The sequence below is a fragment of the Streptomyces sp. RPA4-2 genome (assembly GCF_012273515.2).
In the GTDB taxonomy this organism is placed as follows: domain Bacteria; phylum Actinomycetota; class Actinomycetes; order Streptomycetales; family Streptomycetaceae; genus Streptomyces; species Streptomyces kaempferi.
Map to the genome: position 1 here is coordinate 9,354,849 of NZ_CP050975.2, position 17,149 is coordinate 9,371,997.

At 68.6% G+C, this 17,149-nt stretch carries 15 protein-coding genes and 1 pseudogene; 6 read left to right on the forward strand and 10 right to left on the reverse strand.

Features of this window, described 5'->3' with window-relative positions; genetic code table 11:
- Nucleotides 1–2: 2 nt before the first annotated feature.
- The 3 genes from HEP85_RS41305 to HEP85_RS41315 all read right to left on the reverse strand — a co-directional run bounded on the left by HEP85_RS41305 (nucleotide 3) and on the right by HEP85_RS41315 (nucleotide 1,415).
- Nucleotides 3–245: a helix-turn-helix transcriptional regulator gene (locus HEP85_RS41305; RefSeq protein WP_168532409.1), complete on the reverse strand. Its 243-nt coding sequence runs from the start codon at nucleotides 243–245 to the stop codon at nucleotides 3–5.
- Entirely contained in the window at nucleotides 245–736 is a 492-nt protein-coding gene (locus HEP85_RS41310) for a DUF2975 domain-containing protein (RefSeq protein WP_168532411.1), read from the reverse strand. Before HEP85_RS41310 ends, HEP85_RS41305 begins: the two co-directional genes overlap by 1 nt.
- A gap of 340 nt (nucleotides 737–1,076) precedes the next feature.
- A complete protein-coding gene (locus HEP85_RS41315) occupies nucleotides 1,077–1,415 on the reverse strand; it encodes a co-chaperone YbbN (protein ID WP_168532413.1) in 339 nt (112 codons plus the stop codon).
- Nucleotides 1,416–1,489: 74 nt separating this feature from the next.
- Here HEP85_RS41315 and HEP85_RS41320 point away from each other — a divergent pair, with 74 nt between their 5' ends.
- Genes HEP85_RS41320 through HEP85_RS41330 form a run of 3 tightly spaced genes read left to right on the forward strand, consistent with a single transcriptional unit; the run spans nucleotide 1,490 to nucleotide 3,644 of the window.
- Nucleotides 1,490–1,783, forward strand: a complete 294-nt coding sequence (locus HEP85_RS41320; protein ID WP_369658059.1) for a hypothetical protein — start codon at nucleotides 1,490–1,492, stop codon at nucleotides 1,781–1,783.
- Nucleotides 1,784–1,824: 41 nt separating this feature from the next.
- A complete protein-coding gene (locus HEP85_RS41325; protein WP_168532417.1) occupies nucleotides 1,825–2,508 on the forward strand; it encodes a tautomerase family protein in 684 nt (227 codons plus the stop codon).
- A gap of 14 nt (nucleotides 2,509–2,522) precedes the next feature.
- Nucleotides 2,523–3,644, forward strand: coding sequence for an IS630 family transposase (locus HEP85_RS41330; RefSeq protein WP_168532218.1), 1,122 nt, complete (start codon nucleotides 2,523–2,525; stop codon nucleotides 3,642–3,644).
- A gap of 367 nt (nucleotides 3,645–4,011) precedes the next feature.
- Here HEP85_RS41330 and HEP85_RS41335 read toward each other — a convergent pair whose 3' ends face one another.
- Together HEP85_RS41335 and HEP85_RS41340 are read right to left on the reverse strand one after the other, a co-directional pair.
- Nucleotides 4,012–4,536 (reverse strand): DUF302 domain-containing protein, encoded by a 525-nt coding sequence (locus HEP85_RS41335; RefSeq protein ID WP_168532419.1) that lies wholly within the window; start codon nucleotides 4,534–4,536, stop codon nucleotides 4,012–4,014.
- A 429-nt stretch (nucleotides 4,537–4,965) separates the two neighbouring features.
- A complete protein-coding gene (locus HEP85_RS41340) occupies nucleotides 4,966–5,841 on the reverse strand; it encodes a PhzF family phenazine biosynthesis protein (protein WP_168532421.1) in 876 nt (291 codons plus the stop codon).
- Nucleotides 5,842–6,082: 241 nt separating this feature from the next.
- On the opposite strand from HEP85_RS41340, the gene HEP85_RS41345 reads away from it, so the two are divergent.
- Complete coding sequence (locus HEP85_RS41345) at nucleotides 6,083–6,835, forward strand: hypothetical protein (RefSeq protein WP_168532423.1); 753 nt, start codon at nucleotides 6,083–6,085, stop codon at nucleotides 6,833–6,835.
- On the opposite strand, the pseudogene HEP85_RS41350 reads toward HEP85_RS41345, so the two are convergent.
- Nucleotides 6,787–7,699 (reverse strand): annotated as a pseudogene (locus tag HEP85_RS41350) (IS5 family transposase). The gene HEP85_RS41345 and the pseudogene HEP85_RS41350 overlap by 49 nt on opposite strands.
- Nucleotides 7,700–7,721: 22 nt before the next feature.
- Nucleotides 7,722–9,455 (reverse strand): cellulase family glycosylhydrolase, encoded by a 1,734-nt coding sequence (locus tag HEP85_RS41355; protein WP_248002570.1) that lies wholly within the window; start codon nucleotides 9,453–9,455, stop codon nucleotides 7,722–7,724.
- Between the two features lie 845 nt (nucleotides 9,456–10,300).
- On the opposite strand from HEP85_RS41355, the gene HEP85_RS41360 reads away from it, so the two are divergent.
- Nucleotides 10,301–12,433, forward strand: a complete 2,133-nt coding sequence (locus HEP85_RS41360; RefSeq protein ID WP_168532427.1) for a glycoside hydrolase family 6 protein — start codon at nucleotides 10,301–10,303, stop codon at nucleotides 12,431–12,433.
- A 220-nt stretch (nucleotides 12,434–12,653) separates the two neighbouring features.
- The gene (locus tag HEP85_RS41365) at nucleotides 12,654–12,932 is read left to right on the forward strand and encodes a hypothetical protein (protein ID WP_211118170.1); all 279 of its coding nucleotides are present in this window, start codon (nucleotides 12,654–12,656) and stop codon (nucleotides 12,930–12,932) included.
- Between the two features lie 154 nt (nucleotides 12,933–13,086).
- Here the strand turns inward: HEP85_RS41365 and HEP85_RS41370 are convergent, their stop codons facing one another.
- Genes HEP85_RS41370 through HEP85_RS41380 form a run of 3 tightly spaced genes read right to left on the reverse strand, consistent with a single transcriptional unit; the run spans nucleotide 13,087 to nucleotide 17,140 of the window.
- The gene (locus HEP85_RS41370; protein WP_168532429.1) at nucleotides 13,087–14,991 is read right to left on the reverse strand and encodes a glycogen debranching N-terminal domain-containing protein; all 1,905 of its coding nucleotides are present in this window, start codon (nucleotides 14,989–14,991) and stop codon (nucleotides 13,087–13,089) included.
- Nucleotides 14,988–16,343: a trehalase family glycosidase gene (locus tag HEP85_RS41375; RefSeq protein WP_168532431.1), complete on the reverse strand. Its 1,356-nt coding sequence runs from the start codon at nucleotides 16,341–16,343 to the stop codon at nucleotides 14,988–14,990. Before HEP85_RS41375 ends, HEP85_RS41370 begins: the two co-directional genes overlap by 4 nt.
- Nucleotides 16,340–17,140 (reverse strand): sugar phosphate isomerase/epimerase family protein, encoded by an 801-nt coding sequence (locus HEP85_RS41380; RefSeq protein ID WP_168532433.1) that lies wholly within the window; start codon nucleotides 17,138–17,140, stop codon nucleotides 16,340–16,342. Before HEP85_RS41380 ends, HEP85_RS41375 begins: the two co-directional genes overlap by 4 nt.
- Nucleotides 17,141–17,149 lie beyond the last annotated feature (9 nt).

Sequence of the window (17,149 nt, forward strand, 5' to 3'; positions counted from 1 at the left end):
TGTCAAGCCCGAGCGGAGGCAGGGTCATCCGCCGCGGTGTCTTCGGCTTCCCAGCGCAGGAGGTTGCCGGGCTGGCAGTCGAGTACTTCGCAGAGTGCGGCGAGGGTCGCGAAGCGTACCGCTTTGGCGCGGCCGTTCTTGAGTACTGCCAGGTTGGCGGGTGTGATGCCGATACGGTCTGCGAGTTCGCCCACGGACATTTTTCGCTTGGCCAGCATCACGTCGATGTCGACGGCGATGGGCATCAGATCACCTCGTCCAACTCGGCCTGCATCTGTGCCGCTTGGACGTCGCGTACGACGGCTTGGGCGAGCAGCATCCGCAGTACGAGCACGATGAGTGCGACTCCCAGGATGGCTACGCCGACCCCGCCCATGATGACGGTGACGCCCGGGTCGTCCCGCTGGCCCGGCGCATTGATGGCCGTGACGGCGAACCACGTGAGGGCGGCGGCCACGATCGCGCCGATCACGATGTCCACGTATCGGAAGGCGGCGTGGGAGAACACGGTTCCGCGTCGCACCATCGCCACCAGCCGCCATACGCAGATCAGAGCGACCTGGGCCGATGCCATGCCCAGGATCGTGATCACGCGCAGCGGGGTCAGCGGGAGCGACCCGTCCTCCGGGTCGCTCCCGCTGACCAACGCCCACACCATTCCTGCCTGTACGAACACGGTGCCGGCGAGCACCACCACGAGCACGGCGCGCAGCGCACGTACGGCCAGCTTTCCCATGATCCATCCTTCCATCGAGTTGCGATAAAAATCTATCGAATTTCGATAGGTGAAGCAAGGTTCGAGGCCGGGTTGGGTGGCGGCCTCGCACCGTGGCGGGACGTCGTCGCCCACCCCGCGGCATGGCGTTCGCGGACCGGAAGCTCGTCTTCCGATCTGTGACACGCCCGCGGAATCCTGGAACCCAGACGGGCGAGACGGCCGGTTCGTTCAAGGGAAGTCGGGCTCTACGCGGATGACTCCGCCGCGTGCCAGGACCTGGGGCCGGATCGGCCAGACCCCCGTCGTCCGGGTACGGGGACGTGGCTCCGGACGCGTGTCGATGTGCCGCGGCGGCCGCTCAGAGGTGGCCGTCCAGGAACTCCCGTACCTCGGCTGTGGTCATGGGTCCCGCGCCGTGCGCCACCGCCTCTCCCTCCTTCAGCAGGACGTAGGACGGGGCTCCGGTGATCCCGTATCGCTCGGTTGCGGACGGACAGCGCGTGATGTCGGTGCGGACGGCCGTCAGGCGGCCCGTGTACTCGTCGGCGATGCCGCCCACGACGAGGTCCATTGCCCGGCAGGGCTCGATCGCCTTGGGCCAGGTCCCGGTGAAATATGCGAGGACCGGGACCGCGCTCATCCTGATGATGAAATCGAACTCCGCGTCCTCACAGGGTTGGTGAACCCGCTTCGCCATCGAACCTCCAGACTTCGCGTTCCGTCTTGCCATCCCCATCTTCCCCCGCGCGCTGCGGCAGGCTGGTCCGGCCCGTGGACAACGCGACGTACAGCAACATGCCCCTGAGCCAGGCCGGTCCGCCGGCCGGCAGCACCTCGACCGCCGCCGGCTTCAACGGGACATCCTCGTACGTCCAGCTCCCGGACCTGGGCCTCGGCAGCTTCAGCTCCCAAACGATGTCCCTCTGGGTCAAGACCGCCACGGCGACGGCGGGCGTGCTGTTCTCCTCCTCGGACATGCCCGTACAGGCCATGGCGACCGAAGGCGACTTGACGCCGTCGTCGTACGTCGGCACCGACGGCAAACTCAAAGGCCCGTTCTGGTAGGGCACGGCACGACGACCACGCCCATCAGCACGTCGGACTCCGTGGCCGACAACAAGTGGAACCGTGTGGGCGTGCCGGCAGCGGGAGGTTCTGCCGGGCGGCCGGTCGACCAGCCTGCCCGAGCCGACACCGCCTCACCCGATCAGGTGATGGATGCCCACGGGTCAGCGGGCCTGTTGAGATCGGCCGCATTTTCCGGCTCAGGATTGGCCGTCGACCAGCGACTGGAAGGACCCACGCACATGGTTTTCGTTCGCGTGCACGCAATGAAGGGCCATCTGAGTGCCGCGCAGAAGGAGGAGCTCGGCGCAAAACTCGTTCAGGCCGTGGCTGACGTCGAGGACCTGGTCAACAACCAGACCCACAAGGAGACCTCTTGGGTGCAGTTCTACGAGTTCGAGCCCGAGAACTGGTACGCACCGGGCAATGTCGCCGGTGCCGATCCCAACTCCCGAGTTCAACTCGACGTCATCGCGCCTCAGAAACTTCTCCCCACGCCTGAAGACACCCGTGCCATGCTGATCAAGTCGGCCGAAGCCGTACGATCGGTGTTCGGCTCCGGTCCGCTGCCGGCACACGGGCCGTGGGTGCACGTCTACACCATCCCGAACGATCAGTGGGGACAGGACGGCCGCGTTCCCGACTGGGAGGGCTTCCGGGCCCTCCTGCGCGCCGGCAGCCCGGAAAAGGCCGATGAGGCACTAGTGTCCTGCGCCAGTAGTTGATCGTTAGAAAGTGCATGACCTCTGCTGCTGGTGTGTCAGTTCCTCGTCGTGGCCCAAAACTCGAACCGTTGCTGCTGTCTGATGACGAGCGGGCGGTGTTGGAGCGGTGGACGCGTCGGGCGACATCTGCCCAGGCCCTGGCCTTGCGGGCGCGGATCGTGCTGGCGTGCGCGGGGCCGGGAGTGCCGCCGATTGTCGCGGTCGCCCGGGATCTGCGGGTGACAGCGGACACCGTCCGCAAGTGGCGGCGCCGCTTCCTCGCCGAACGGCTGGAGGGGCTGGCCGACGAGCCGAGGCCGGGCCGGCCGCCCACCATCAGCGTCGATCAGGTGGAAGAGGTCGTGGTCACCACGCTGGAACAACTGCCGAAGAACGCCACCCACTGGTCTAGGAAATCGATGGCGGAGCACAGTGGTCTGTCGAAGTCCACGGTCGGCCGGATCTGGCGGCAGTTCCAGCTCAAACCGCACCTGAGCGACACCTTCAAGCTGTCGACAGACCCGTTGTTCATCGAGAAGGTCTACGACGTCGTCGGCCTCTATTTCAACCCGCCCGAGGGCGCAGTGGTGCTCTCGGTGGACGAGAAGTCGCAGATCCAGGCCCTGGACCGCTCCCAGCCCGTGCTGCCGATAATGCCGGGCATGCCCGAGCGGCGCACCCACGACTACGTCCGTAACGGCCTGACCACCTTGTTCGCCGCCTTCGACGTCGCAACCGGTCAAGTCATCACCGCTCTGCACCGCCGGCACCGGGCCGCGGAGTTCAAGAAGTTCCTGATCCGCATCGACAAAGTGGTGCCGGCGCACCTGCAGGTCCACCTGATCGTAGACAACTACGGCACCCACAAAACACCGGCGATCAAGGCCTGGCTGGCTAAACACCCGCGGTTCGAGCTGCACTTCACTCCGACCGGCTCCTCCTGGATCAACCAGGTCGAGCGGTGGTTCGGCTACCTGGCCCACCAGATGATCCGCCGTGGCGCACACAAGAACATCCAGGCCCTTGAAGCCGACATCCGAGCGTGGGTCAAAGACTGGAACGAAGACCCCAAGCCGTTCATCTGGACCAAGACCGCCGAGGAAATCCTCGACTCCCTCGCCCGCATCTGCCGACGGATCTCCGGCGCAGGACACTAGCCCAGATCTACGGGCCGGGACGCCACACAGCAGCGACGTGGCGCGCCTCGTAATGTGATAAGGCCAGGACCCGCGGCATCGTTTCGGCGAGGTGCTGGAAGCCCTCGCGCTGGCGGAGCGGTAGGTGTTCATCCGGCCCGCGCCGAGATCCGCAAAGGCTCTGGTGAAATTCCTTATCACGCGCACGAAGGACTCGGCGCGGAACCTAAGGGCTGACCGGGGTACCTGCGGCCACGGCCCGGTCGCGGATTTCACGCACGTCCTGTCGACAGAATTCGAGATCTGAAGCCGTCGAATTCTGGACCTGTTGTAAACCATATTCGGCGGGCCGCCGTACAGCGCTCTCGAGGTGGCCCGCTCTCTGGACCTACTCCGAGCGTCGGGCGAAGTCCTGGGAAGCATCGACACCGCAGACCCGCAGCAGATTGACCACGAGGCGATCCAGATCCTCCCCGACTTTCGTGACCTCTGGAATGCCGAGACTGCCGAACTCGTCGCTCGGCCGGTGCATGCTGAAGACCGCATTGCCGTTGCCGTCGCTGTAGATCAGCATCCGCAAAGGCGCATACAGGAGCGCCTTCGGATCATGGCGATACATGGTCTCGGCGATTACATGATTGCCGGTCAGGTACTCCATCGACCTGGTGGTGTGTCCTGCGATACTGAACAGTGAGGTGCCGTTGATCCGGGCGTAGCGGACCAGGTCATTGGGCGCGCTCCCGGCCATCGCGGCGCGAACATCGTCCCAACTGCCCCCGGTTTCGGCAATGAGTTCCAGCGATACCGGATTGTACGCGGGCGCCGCTTTCTCGAATGCGTTCACGAAGTCGTCGTAGGCAATTCCCGTGGAAACGTCTATCCGGGTCACGGTGTGGCTGTGGTGACTGGCCATGCGACAGCTCCCTGAATCTGGGATCAATGCTTCAAGGCGGGCGGCCCGACGTAACCGGCTGACAGATCCTGCGGGATTGGCATGGGGCTGCCCGGCTACCACGATCTCCCCCTGACCAAAAGTGACGATATGACCGGCTGACCGCCGGGGCAAATCGAGGGGAGTGACATGCGGCGCGAGCTGCGCGGCTGGACTGGAGTCAGAATGCCCGGATATCCCTTCGAGACGAAGACTGTTTCAGGCTGGGCACGCTCAGACCACGACCACGACCACGACCACGACCACGACCACGACAGGCCTCTGGCCGACTGATCGCTGCCGGCTGAAGACGCTCCCCACGTCAGCTACCGCTCCGACTCATCGACATTTCGGGGCTCTGCGGCCACCGGGAAGACCTGTGTCGGCACTGCCGTCATGGATGGCTGTGCTTCAGCTGATGCGCGTTCCTGTGCCGCTGACACGGACGCGCGGGTCACCGGCGCGCAGCGTCACGGTGAGCTCGCCAGGACGGCCCAGGTCCGTGCCCTGGTGCAGGGTGAGGACGGCGTTGCGGGGGACCAGGCCGAGATCACGGGCGTAAGCACCGAACGCGGCGGCCGCGGCGCCGGTCGCCGGGTCTTCGACGATGCCGCCGACGGGGAACGGGTCGCGGACATGGAAGACGGTGGCCGACTCCCGCCACACCAGCTGGACTGTGGTCAGGTCCAAGCGATGCATCAGGGTTTCGAGGCGCGCGAAGTCGTAGGCGAGATCTGCGAGGCGGGCGCGCGTCGCCGCCGCGAGAACGAGATGGCGGGCGCCGGCGAAGGCGATACGAGGCGGGAAGGCCGGGTCGAGATCGGTGGCCGGCCAGTCGAGCGCGGCGAGCGTCTCCGCGAGGTCGGCGTCGGTGATCTCCTCGATGTGCGGCTCGACACTGGTGAGCGTGGCCCGGAGCGTCCCGTCCTCCTCGGCCACTTCCACCGGCACGGTGCCGGCGCGCGTCGCGAACACCAGCTCCCCGGGGCCTATCCGCTCGGCGAGGGCGATGGCGGTCGCGATGGTGGCATGCCCGCAGAACGGCACCTCGGCCCTGGGGCTGAAGTAACGAATGCTGTACGCCCGCCCCTCCCGGCCGCCGAGGCCCTCCGGGGGTGCGGCCAGGAACGCGGACTCCGAGTATCCGAGGCCGGCGGCGATGGCCAGCATGTCGCTGTCGTCCAGGGCGGTGGCGTCCAGAACGACACCGGCGGGGTTTCCTCCGCTGGGGGTGCTGGAGAAGGCGGTGTATCGCAGCACCTCGGGCGTCGGCGTATTCGTCGTCATGCTCGTGGCAACGCGTGGTGGGGCTGCGGCTGTTCCCGGACGCGGGGGAGGCGGAGGTGTGTCGGCTCGCAGGCAAACGCCCGTTCTTCCCCGGACGGCCGGGCTCGGGCGCGGTACACGACAAGCAACAGCCGATACGCAGCCGCGCGTATGACGGCTGCGGACGGCGTCCCTCGAGCCAATGCGGTCACGGCCCTAGGCTGTTCCGTTCGGATCTTGCGAGGCTTGTCATACTTCCCGCATGGAAAAGCAGGCTGTGGAGACGGCGCGGCGGTGGTTGGCTGATCAGGGCGTCAGCCAGGTGCGTGACGGGTGGGTGAGCGACGAGAAGCGGGACGTGCTGCTCACGGCCAACCAAGTGGCGCATTCCTGGGCTGGCGATGTGTTCGCCGAAGACCTGGATGCAGCCGACCAGTTGCGGTTGGCCTTCGGGCTGCTGGACCTCCTCGACGACTACTGGGTCACGTGCGAGATCCGGTTTGCGAACGAGGATGCAGAGGGACCCCTGCCGGCCGATGTGTTGTGGGACGGCTACCGCCAGCGGTTGGAGGCGGACCGGGACGTCGAGGCCGTCACCTACTCGCTGTGGGTGGACTGGTTCGAGGACCACACGACTTCCGCGACGGCCTTCGCCGAGGTCCTCGGTAACGACATCGACCGAGTGGTGGCCGAGCGATCCGAAGTCCTGCTCCGCCGAGCTCGTCGTGTTCTGGAATGTTCAGGCCCGGTGCGCTGGACATTGAAGGAGCCGACGTACCGCACCGCCGTGCGGCTTCCCGCCCTGCACCCAGCCCTCTTCCAGGCTTTTCGGGCGAGTTTCCACGACGTCTACGGCGACCTGGAACCGGCTGCCGCACTGGGCCTCCTCGACAAGCTGGATCTCCCGGCAGGCACCCAGCACCTTGCCGAACTGCGCCACGTACTCGCTGCGGGGCACAAGAACCACTACCGTAGCCCCGGTGCCTGGGACGATGCGGTTCGCTCCTGCTCCTGAGCCGTGGGCCTGGCAGACCAAAGAAAGATGCCGGCGATGTAGAGCCTGGCCAGGTAGATGGTCGCGGTCTTTTCATTGCGCGTGGCGATGCCACGCCACTGCTTCAAGCGGTTGATGCACCGCTCGACAGTGTTGCGCTGCTTGTACGCCTCGCGGTCGAAGGCAGGTGGCCTGCCTCCCCGGCTCCCTCAACGTAGGCGGTAAGCGCGCTGGTCAGCCGGAACCGGGATGACCGTGCGGTTGCCGCGCTTGCGCAGGTACTGATGGATGGCGCGGGAGGAGTACGCCTTGTCAGCCAGCAGCATGTCCGGGGTGGTGCGGGGCCGTCCACGGGGGCGGCGAACACGCAGACGAGCCATCACGTCGGTGAAGACGGGCGAGTCCCCGGCCTGTCCGGGGGTGAGGACGAAAGCCAGAGGACGGCATCGACCGTCTGTCGCGAGGTGGATCTTGGTGGTCAGCCCGCCACGGGACCGCCCGATGGCGTGGTCGTCCGGCTCGCTCGCAAAGGCCCTTTTTGCGGGCTCCTGCCGCGTGTTGGTGAGCGCGCACGATGGTGGAGTCCACCGACACAACCCAGTTCACGTCCTCATCAGCATCGGCCTGGTCCATCAGTGCCGTGAACACTCGCTCCCACGTGCCGTCGGCGGCCCACATCCGCAACCGGTTGTAGACGCCCCTCCAGTTCCCGTACTTCTCGGGCAGGTGGACCCACTGCGATCCGGTCGGGAACTTCCAAGCGATCGCATCGATCACCTCACGGTGATCCCGCCACCGGCCACCCCGCTTCGGCGTCCGATCCGGGAGTAACGGCTCGATTCGCGCCCACTGCGCGTCAGTCAACGGCACACCCAGACCAACGATCAGATGATCTGAACGAAACGGCCTAGCCGGCCCGGCAGCTCAGGACCGGGGTGCCGGCGCCGCCAGGTGCCGCGCCGAAGCCGAAGCCGGTTGAGGCGCCCGCCGCGATGGCGCCGTTGTGGTCGGCGTTGCTCGCGGTCACCGACCTGCCGACCTGGCTGTAGGAGGCGTTCCACATTGCGGAGATGGTCTGGTTGCCCGGCCACTCCCAGGTGACCTGCCACGACTTGGTCGTCGAGGAGCCCGTGTTGGTGACCGTGATGTCGGCGTTGAACCCGCTGCCCCAGTCGCTGCTCACCTTGTAGGTGGCCTTGCATCCGCTGGAGCCGCCCCCGGTGCCGGCGGTCGTCGCGGTGACCGACGCGGACGCCGGAGAGGTGTTCCCGGCCGCGTCGCGAGCCCGCACCGCGTAGTCGTAGCGGGTCCCCGCGGTGAGGCCCGGGTCGGTGAAGGACGTGCCGGTGACCTGACCGACCTTCGCCGTGCCCCGGTAGACCTCGTAGCCGGCGACCCCGGTGTCGTCGGTGGACGCGTTCCATGACAGGGCCACACTCGACGCGGTGGTACCGGTCACGGCCAGTCCGGTCGGTGTCGAGGGCGCGGTCGTGTCTCCTCCTCCTCCTCCTCCTCCTCCGGCGAAGCCCGGTGCCTTGATGCCGGCGAGGTAGCCGTCCTTGACGGTGTCCACGGTCTGCCAGTCGTCCTTGAGGATGCCTCCCGTGTCGCCGGAGTCCGGATTCCACGACCAGAAAGTCCAGTTGAAGCTGTCGGCCCCGTATGTGCTCGTGGGGCGCAGATAGTCGACGAGCGCGGCGAGCCACTTCTGATCGACCGTCGACTGCAGGGTGGTGCCGAACTCTCCGAGCCAGACGGGGGCGATGTTCTGTTTGAAGATGTAGCCCCAGTTCTTGTCCCATATGGCCGGCATGTTCGCCGGGAACGAGGGGTCGTTGAACCACGGTTGCTGGGCGACGCTGGTGGCGTAGTCGTGGGCCGAGTAGACGATGCGGTTGGCGACGCTCAGTCGCACCGGCGCTGTGGCGACCCCGGCGAGATTGCCGCCCCACCAGTTGCTCTGGCCGTTCACCGTCTGGACGCCCTCGACGAAGATCAGCAGGCTGGGGTTGACGGACAGGACCGCGTTGCCGGCCCGTTCGGCGGCGAGCCGCCAGTCGGTGCTCGTGTCGCCGCATCCCCAACAGGCGGGATCGTGCGGCTCGTTGTGCAGGTCGATCCCGATCACCGCGGTGTTGCCCTGGTAGCGGGCCGCCAGGGCCTCGAGATCGGCGATCCACGTGGTCTCGGGGACGGCGGAGGTGTACCAGAGCGCCGACTGGGCCGAGGAGTCGGGCCGATGGCGGTCGAGTACGACCTTGAGACCGACCGAGCCCGCGTAGTCGACGATCTTGTCCATCACCTGGAGCGAGTTGAGGCCCTGCAGGTCGGTGTTCAGGCCGTTGGCATACGTGATGCCGTTGGGCTGGGTGCCCTTGAAGATGTCGTCGCTGTAGGGCAGGCGGATGGTGTTGTAACCCAGGGTCTTCATCTGGTCGATCATCGACCTGTAGTCGCGCGACCAGAGTCCGTGCGCGACGTAGTTGGCCGTCTCGAACCCGAACCAGTTGACGCCGGCCATGCGCACCGGCTGGTTCTGCGCGTCGAGGATCCGGCGGCCGTCGGTGTGCCAGTAGCCGGCGCCGGATGCGGCCGCCGCACGCGACGGGGAGGAGGGTGCGGCGGCCGCCTGCGCGGGCATCGCGGCACTGAACGGGACGAGGGCCGCGAGGGCCGCGGTGAGAAGCGCGATCAGGGCACGCCTGACGCGGAAGGGGGTTGGGTGACGCATGGTGGGGGTCCTCTCCGGGTGGGAGCGCTCCCATTCTCGGGCGCACGTCTCCGGGCGGGCAGGCGGATGGGCATCCGGCGTGACGGCTCCCGCGGACCGGCAGGAGTGTCCCGCTCCCGACGGCCGGCTCGTCGAAGCCGGACTGCGCACATGGAAGCCACTAAGCGTGTCCGCGTCAATACCCCGCGCAGCGATCGCCTCCGCGTGCGGAGTTGTCGGCCACGGGTGCGTGCCGTTTCGGCCACGCCCGCGGCACCGGGCCACGAAGGGTGTGCCCCCCGCCGCCCGATCCTCCGCCGCACGGTTCTCGGACCCCCTGCGCCGTCGCGCACGCCGCGACCTGGCATGCGCCGACGCGGCCCGTACGTGGGCCCGGCACCATGAGTCGAGCGTGCGACGGGCCGTCAGGATGCCACTCTCGACGCGGGTGTTGACATCCGCACTCCGGGCCCCGCACCTTGGGAGCGCTCCCACGTTCGGTGCTTCTGTCCCCGCCGTCACCTCAGCGACCGGGCACCGTCCGCGCGCGACGACGAGAACGCCGGGCCCCCACCCGGACGACGTCGCGGCGCGCTCCTGTTCGGCAGCCCCTCAGCTCCACTGTGCGCGACGCACACGGTCGCACCTTCGTCGTGCCCGTACGAAACGCCCGTCCGGCGGACTTCCGTCCGGTGTGCCCGGACGCGGCACACCGGGCGGCTGCCGACGACCCCGCACACCGACCGCACTTGCCCGCTCTCCCCAGGAGATGACCGATGCCTTCCCGTAGACCCGACTCCACCGTGCGCCGAAGCGGACCGAAGCGGACCGCCGCTCTGGCCGTCGGCGCCCTCATCGGAGCCCTGTCCATCACCGCCCTCCCGACCACCGCGACCGCGGCCGCCAAGCTCGACAACCCCTATGTCGGCGCGAAGGCGTACGTGAATCCCGACTGGTCGGCCAGGGCCGCGGCCGAGCCGGGTGGTTCGGCCATCTCCAACCAGCCCACCTTCGTCTGGCTGGACCGGATGGCCGCGATCCAGGGCACCGCCGACGCCCGTGGTCTGAAAGCGCACCTCGACGCGGCCAAGGCGCAGGGCGCCAACCTCGTCCAGCTGGTCATCTACGATCTGCCGGGCCGTGACTGTGCGGCCCTCGCCTCCAACGGCGAACTCGGCCCCGACGACCTGGCCACCTACCAGAGCAACTACATCGACCCGATCGCCGCGATCCTCGCCGACCCGGCCTATGCGAGTCTGCGGATCGTCAACCTCATCGAACCCGACTCGCTGCCCAACCTCGTGACCAATGCGGGCGGCACGGCCGGCTCCACGACCCAGTGCGCCACCATGAAGGCGAACGGCAACTACGAGAAGGGCGTCGGCTACGCCCTGCACAAGCTCGGTGCCCTTCCCAACGCCTACAACTACATCGACGCCGGCCACCACGGCTGGCTCGGCTGGGACAGCAACCTCACCCCGTCCGCCCAGGAGTTCAAGAAGGCCGCCACCACCAACGGTGCCACCGTGAACGACGTGACGGGCTTCATCGTCAACACCGCCAACTACTCCGCCACCAAAGAGCCGTACGTCAAGGTCACGGACACGGTGAACGGCCAGACGGTGCGCCAGTCCAAGTGGATCGACTGGAACCAGTACGACGACGAGAGTTCGTACGCGCAGGGGCTGCGTACCGCGCTCGTCGCTCAGGGCTTCGACGCCGGCATCGGCATGCTCATCGACACCTCGCGCAATGGTTGGGGCGGTTCGGCCCGGCCGACCGGTCCCGGCCCGACGACGAGTGTCGACGCCTACGTGGACGGCGGCCGCATCGACCGGCGCATCCACGCCGGCAACTGGTGCAACCAGAGCGGGGCAGGCCTCGGTGAGCGCCCGGCGACCGCACCCGACACCGGGATCGACGCCTACGTGTGGGCCAAGCCGCCGGGTGAGTCGGACGGGGCCAGCCAGGCCGTCGACAACGACGAGGGCAAGGGCTTCGACCGGATGTGCGACCCCACGTACACCGGGAACGGGCGCAACGGAAACAACCTCACCGGGGCACTGCCCAACTCCCCGCTCGCCGGACACTGGTTCTCCGCCCAGTTCCGCCAGCTGCTCGCCAACGCGAACCCGCCGGTGAGCGGATCGGGTGGCGGTGGCGGTGACACGCAGGCCCCGACCGTTCCCGGCGGCCTCACGGTCAGCTCCACGACGAGCAACAGCGCCACCCTGAGCTGGAGCGCGTCCACGGACAACACCGCGGTCACCGGATACGACGTCTACCGCGACGGCACCAAGGTCGGCAGCGCCACCACCACGTCCTACACCGACAGCGGACTCGCCGCCTCCACCACCTACCAGTACACCGTCAAGGCCAAGGACGCGGCCGGCAACGTCTCGGCCTCGTCCACGGCGGTGTCCGCCACCACCAAGGCATCGGGCGGAGGAGGAGGCACGCCGGGCCTCAAGGCGCAGTACAAGAACAACGACTCCTCCACCGGTGACAACGGGGTCAGGCCGGGCCTCAAGCTCGTCAACGGCGGTTCCAACACGGTCGATCTGTCCAAGGTGACCATCCGCTACTGGTTCACCGGGGAGTCCTCATCCGCCGGCTACCAGACCTTCTGCGACTGGGCACAGCTCGGCTGCTCCACGGTGAAGACTTCCGTGAGCGCCGTCTCTCCGAGCCGCACGGGTGCGGACCACTATCTGGAGGTGGGCTTCACCTCCGGTTCGCTGGCCGCCGGAGCCGACAGCGGTGATCTCCAGTTGCGCATGGCCAAGTCGGACTGGTCGAACTTCGACGAGTCCGACGACTACAGCCGCGGCGCCAACAGCTCCTACGCGGACGCGGCGAAGGTGACCGTGTACGTGGCGGGCACCCTCGTCTGGGGCACCGAGCCGTAGAGCGGGCGGAGCGGACAGGGGGCCGGGGCGGCGACGCTCCGGCCCTCACGCCGCCTGTGCGGGACGCGCCGCTCATCCCTCCTGGCGCGGTGCGGCGGCGCGGTCGCGGACGATCAGCTGGGTGGCGAGTTCGACACACGGCAGGTCTGGCGCCGCCGCAACCGTCGCATCGGCAACGACCGGCACCCCGAGTGGCGCGCCTCCGTCGAGCGCCACGTGCGTGTCGACGACCGGCGCCAAGGCGTGCTTCGTCGCGTACGGAGACCGGGTCTGGGTCAAGGACACGAAGGCGAACGGAGAGTCCGTCGCGGGCACCATCAAGTCGAAACTCCCGGCGCACTGGGGCCGTGAGTGCTTCAACGACCGTGGTGGGGAGGGCGGTTGGGTGATGTGCAACTTCAACGTGCCGGAGAACCAGAAGGGCGAACTCTGGGCCGTCAGCAACCCCTTCATCGGCAGTCAGGCGTATACGGACATCTGGACCAGCGATTTCGCCTGAGCCGCACATCGTCGGCCGGTCGAGGCGGCGGATGTCGACGGCTCAGGACGCGGCGTGTGATGACCGTGCGTTCGACAGCGGCTGAATTTCGAGCAGTCGGCGTCAGCCCGCACCCGGGTCCCGGGCAGGGTCTTCCGGGCCCGCGGGGCAGGCTTCACAGCATCTGCAGTGCCGTTCGCAGGGCTAGAGGCGTGGCCGCGGCCCAGGCCTGTGGCGAGCACGAGTGGGGGTAGGGCACCGGTCGCGCCGTGGCGGTGCGGTCGTAGCCGGCCAGTACCTCGGGCAGGCGGTATCCGTGATGAACGGCTGCCGCGATCAAACCGTCGGCGACGGTGCGTGCTTGTTCCGCGAGTCCGTGTCGGGCCAGGCCGAGCACGATGACGGCGTTGTCGTGCGGCCATGCGCTGCCGCGGTGGTACGACAGCGGGTGATAGGGCTTCTGCCCCGCCGCGAGTGTGCGGATCGCCCAGCCCGAGAAGAAGTCGGGCAGCAGCAGGCGCTGCCCGACACGGCGGGCGAGTTCCTGGTCCAAGATCCCCGACCACAGCAGATGCCCGGCGTCGGAGGCCAGGGCGTCGACCTGACGTCCCTGGCCGTCCAGGGCCAGAGCGGGAAAGCCGGCGTCGGGCATCCAGAAGTCGGCGGCGAAGCGGGCGCGCAGCCTCGCGGCGGTCTCGCGCAGGCGGTGGGCGTAGGACTCGTCCTGCCAGACGGCGGCCGCCAGTTCCGCGGTGCGGATCAGGGCGTCGTAGGCGTAGCCCTGTGCTTCCGAGACGGCGATGGGGCCTTGTGCCTGGGTGCCGTCGGCGAAGCAGACGGCACCCGCCGAGTCCTTCCAGTTCTGGTTGACCAGACCGTTCGGGTCGGGCTGGTAGGTGAGGTAGCCGTGCTCGTCCAGGCCGCCGTCGGTGAGCATCCAGTCGACGGCCCGCCTGGCGTGCTGCTCAAGCCGGACGGCGAGGGCCCGGTCGCCGGTCGTCCGGTAGTGGGCGTGGAGCAGCACCAGGAACAGAGGAGTGGCGTCGACGGCGCCGTAGTAGCGGCCGTAGGGGATCTGCCGGAAGTGTGCGAGCTCGCCGTGACGGGTCTCATGGACGATGCGTCCGGGCTGCTCGCCGCTCACGGGGTCGTGGTCCTGGCCCTGGGTGGCGGCCAGGGCGCTCAGCGTGGCGGCCGCCGTCTCCGGCCGGTAGGGCAACAGGAAGTAGGAGGTCAGCAGTGAGTCGCGGCCGAACAGGGTGAGGAACCAGGGGATGCCTGCCGCGGGGACGGCGGCTGTCTCGCCGTCCACGCCCGTGACCGGGATGGTCAGCAGATCAACGTCGGCCAGCCCCCGCTCACAGGTACGGGTCAGGTCGTCGGCAGCCGATGCCGTCTGCCGGTGCGGCCGTGCGACGGTGGGTGTTTCCGCCGCCTGCCCGTGGGGTCGGGCGCGGACGGTCAGGTGGAGATCGGTCTGACCGTGGGCGTCGAGTCGCAGCCGCCAGCTCAGTGTGCGCGCGCTCGGAGTGTCCGGCGCGGCGTCGAGGCCCGTGGGGGCAGGGCGGCCGACGACGGTGGTGCGGGAGTGCCAGTCGGCTCGTCGGTAGTCGAAGACCAGTCCGTCGTCGGTGCGGTGGATCTCGTGCCGGGCGCCGGGCTTGTCGTAGTGCCGGTCGTCCGCGCGCAGCTCGAACAGGTCCGCGAAGTCGGCGTCGACGGTGATCTCCACGAGAGCGGTGACCGGGTCGGGACGGTTGCTGACCAGGCGCAGATGCTCGGTCAGCATTCCAGCGCTGACGGACTGTTCGCGGAAGACGGTGTAGGCGGGCGGGTTGTCCCGGGTTCCCCGCGGGGTCAGGACGGACAGCGCCTTGTCGTCGGTCTCGGCGGTGGCGGGCACCAGGGCGACGGGTGCGGTGCCGTCGACCGTGAGGTGCCAGAGGCTGAGGTGGCGGGCGTCGCGCAGGAACAGTCCGTCGGGTGCGGTGCCGCGGGTGCCGCTGATGCCCCCGGCGGCGTCCACGCGGGCGAAGGTGGCGTCCCGTACGAGCTGGACGCGGTCGTCGGCCGAGGTCATGGCGTGGGCTCCTTGAGGTCGGCACACAGGAGGTCGAGGGTGAGGGCGGCGGTCCACGAGAAGTGCCGGGCGCCGCGCGCGGCACCGGTGATGGGGTCGATGTACTCGGCGAAGTCGGAGTGCGCCGCCTCCTCGAGGAAGCCCCGTCGCAGTCGCTCGGCCTCCTGTTCCCGGCCGTGGGTACGCAGTCCCAGGTGGATCAGCCAGGCGGTGTTGAACCAGGCGGGACCGCGCCAGTAGCGCTGGGCGTCGAAGGCGTGGCCGGTCAGGGCGTAGCTCGGCACGAGGCGTGTGGCCTGTGCGTGGAAGTGCGGGCCGGTGAGCGTCTCGACGAGGCGGCTGACGATGTGCCGCGGCAGGTACGGAACGATGAGCGGGATCAGACCGGTGACGCCCTGCTCCTCGACCAGGGTGTCGGTGGCCAGGTCGCGGACGCGGAACAGGCCCGCGCGCTCGTCCCACAGCCGGGTGACCAGGTGCTGGGTGAGGGCGTCGGCGCGCGCGGTGTGCGCCGTCGAGTCGGCGCCCGTCTCCTCGGCCATGGCGGCCAGGGCCCGTTCGCTGACGATCAGCAGTGCGTTGAAGCACGGGTCTTCCACCGCGAAGGCGTGCCGCAGCGCGCGGTCGTCGTAGCCGGTTTCGCGGTAGTCGGTCACCAGGCGGACGTAGCGGCCGTAGTCGAGGTCGGTGGGCCGGTCGGCGGGATGGCCGTGATCCAGGTCCGCACGCTGGAAGGCCTCCGGCGCGGCGGGGACGACGCGCCGCAGGGCCTGGTCCCAGCAGGGACTGTTGTCCATGCCGGGCTCCCAGGGGTGGACCGCGGCGGCCAGTCCTGCGCCGCCGAGGTCACGGCGGTCGAGGAGATAGTCGTGCCAGGCGGCGAGGCGTGGAACCACTCGGGTCAGGAATCCGCGTCGTCGCGACTCCTCGGGGTCCGCGCGGTGCACGAGCCAGGCGGCCAGCGCGTGCACCGGGGGTTGGACGATGCCCGAGGTCTCGGGGCCCGCCGGTGCGCCCGCGGCACGGCCGGCGGTCGAGGAGCGCCAGAAGTCGGGGCTGGGGAAGTAGGCGTCGTCGGGTACGGCGGAGTTGAAGACGATGTGCGGGATGCGTCCGTCGGCCCACTGCGCGGACAGCAGCGACTCCAGTTCCTGCTGGGCTCGGCGTACCGACAGGTGGCGCAGCCCGATCGCGATGAAGGCCGAGTCCCAGCTCCACTGGTGCGGGTAGAGGGTGCGAGAGGGAACGGTGGAGGTACCGGTCCAGTTGTCGATGAGGACCCGCGCCGCACCGCGCCGCACTGTCAGGGGTGCGGCGGCGGTGGGCGCAGGCCGGTCCAGGAGGGACTTCACGCGCCGGACCTCTTGAGGAAGGCGGGCACGGAGCGGACGGCGTCGGCGGGGTCCCCGGTCAGCCGGCACTCGAGAGCGAGGTGGCCGTCGTATCCGATGGTGTGCAGGGCGCCGAGCCAGGCGGACCAGTCGAGGTGGCCGGCTCCGGGCTGGAAGCGGTTGGAGTCGGAGACCTGGGCGTGTCCGATGACGTCGGCGTGGGCGAGGATCGCGGCCGCGGGGTCGGTCTCCTCGATGTTCATGTGATAGCTGTCGATACCGATCCGCACCGAGTCCAGGCCGGTGGCACGGATCAGGTCGGCGGCCTGTTCCAGCCGGTTGACCATGTGGTCCTCGTACCGGTTGAGCGGCTCGAGGAAGAGCGTGACGCCCTCCTTGCGGGCGTGCTCGCCCAGCTCGGCGAGACCGGCCAACAGGACCTCGCGGTCCTCCGCCTCGCTGCGCGGGGGTTCGAAGGGCGGCAGGCGACGGGAGAACATGCCGTACGAGGCGGGGGTCTGGGCGCCCACGCCGCCGATCTCGGCGATCACGGTGAGCTGCGACTTCATCTGGGTGACGGCGTCCCGGCGCAGGTCCGTGTCGAAGGCGCCGAGGAAGTGCAGCATGTCGACGCACACCGTGGGCATGACCACGCCGTCCTTGCGTGCCTGCTTCAGTTCGTCGAGGCGGGAGGCGAAGTGCAGGTCGCCCTTGCCGCGCAGTTCGATGGCGTCGTAGCCCGCCGCCTGGGCGAACTCCCACTTGGCCTGCAGGGTGTCTCCGGGCAGGAGCTGTTCCTGCGCCGCGGTCTTGAGCATGAGAGGGCC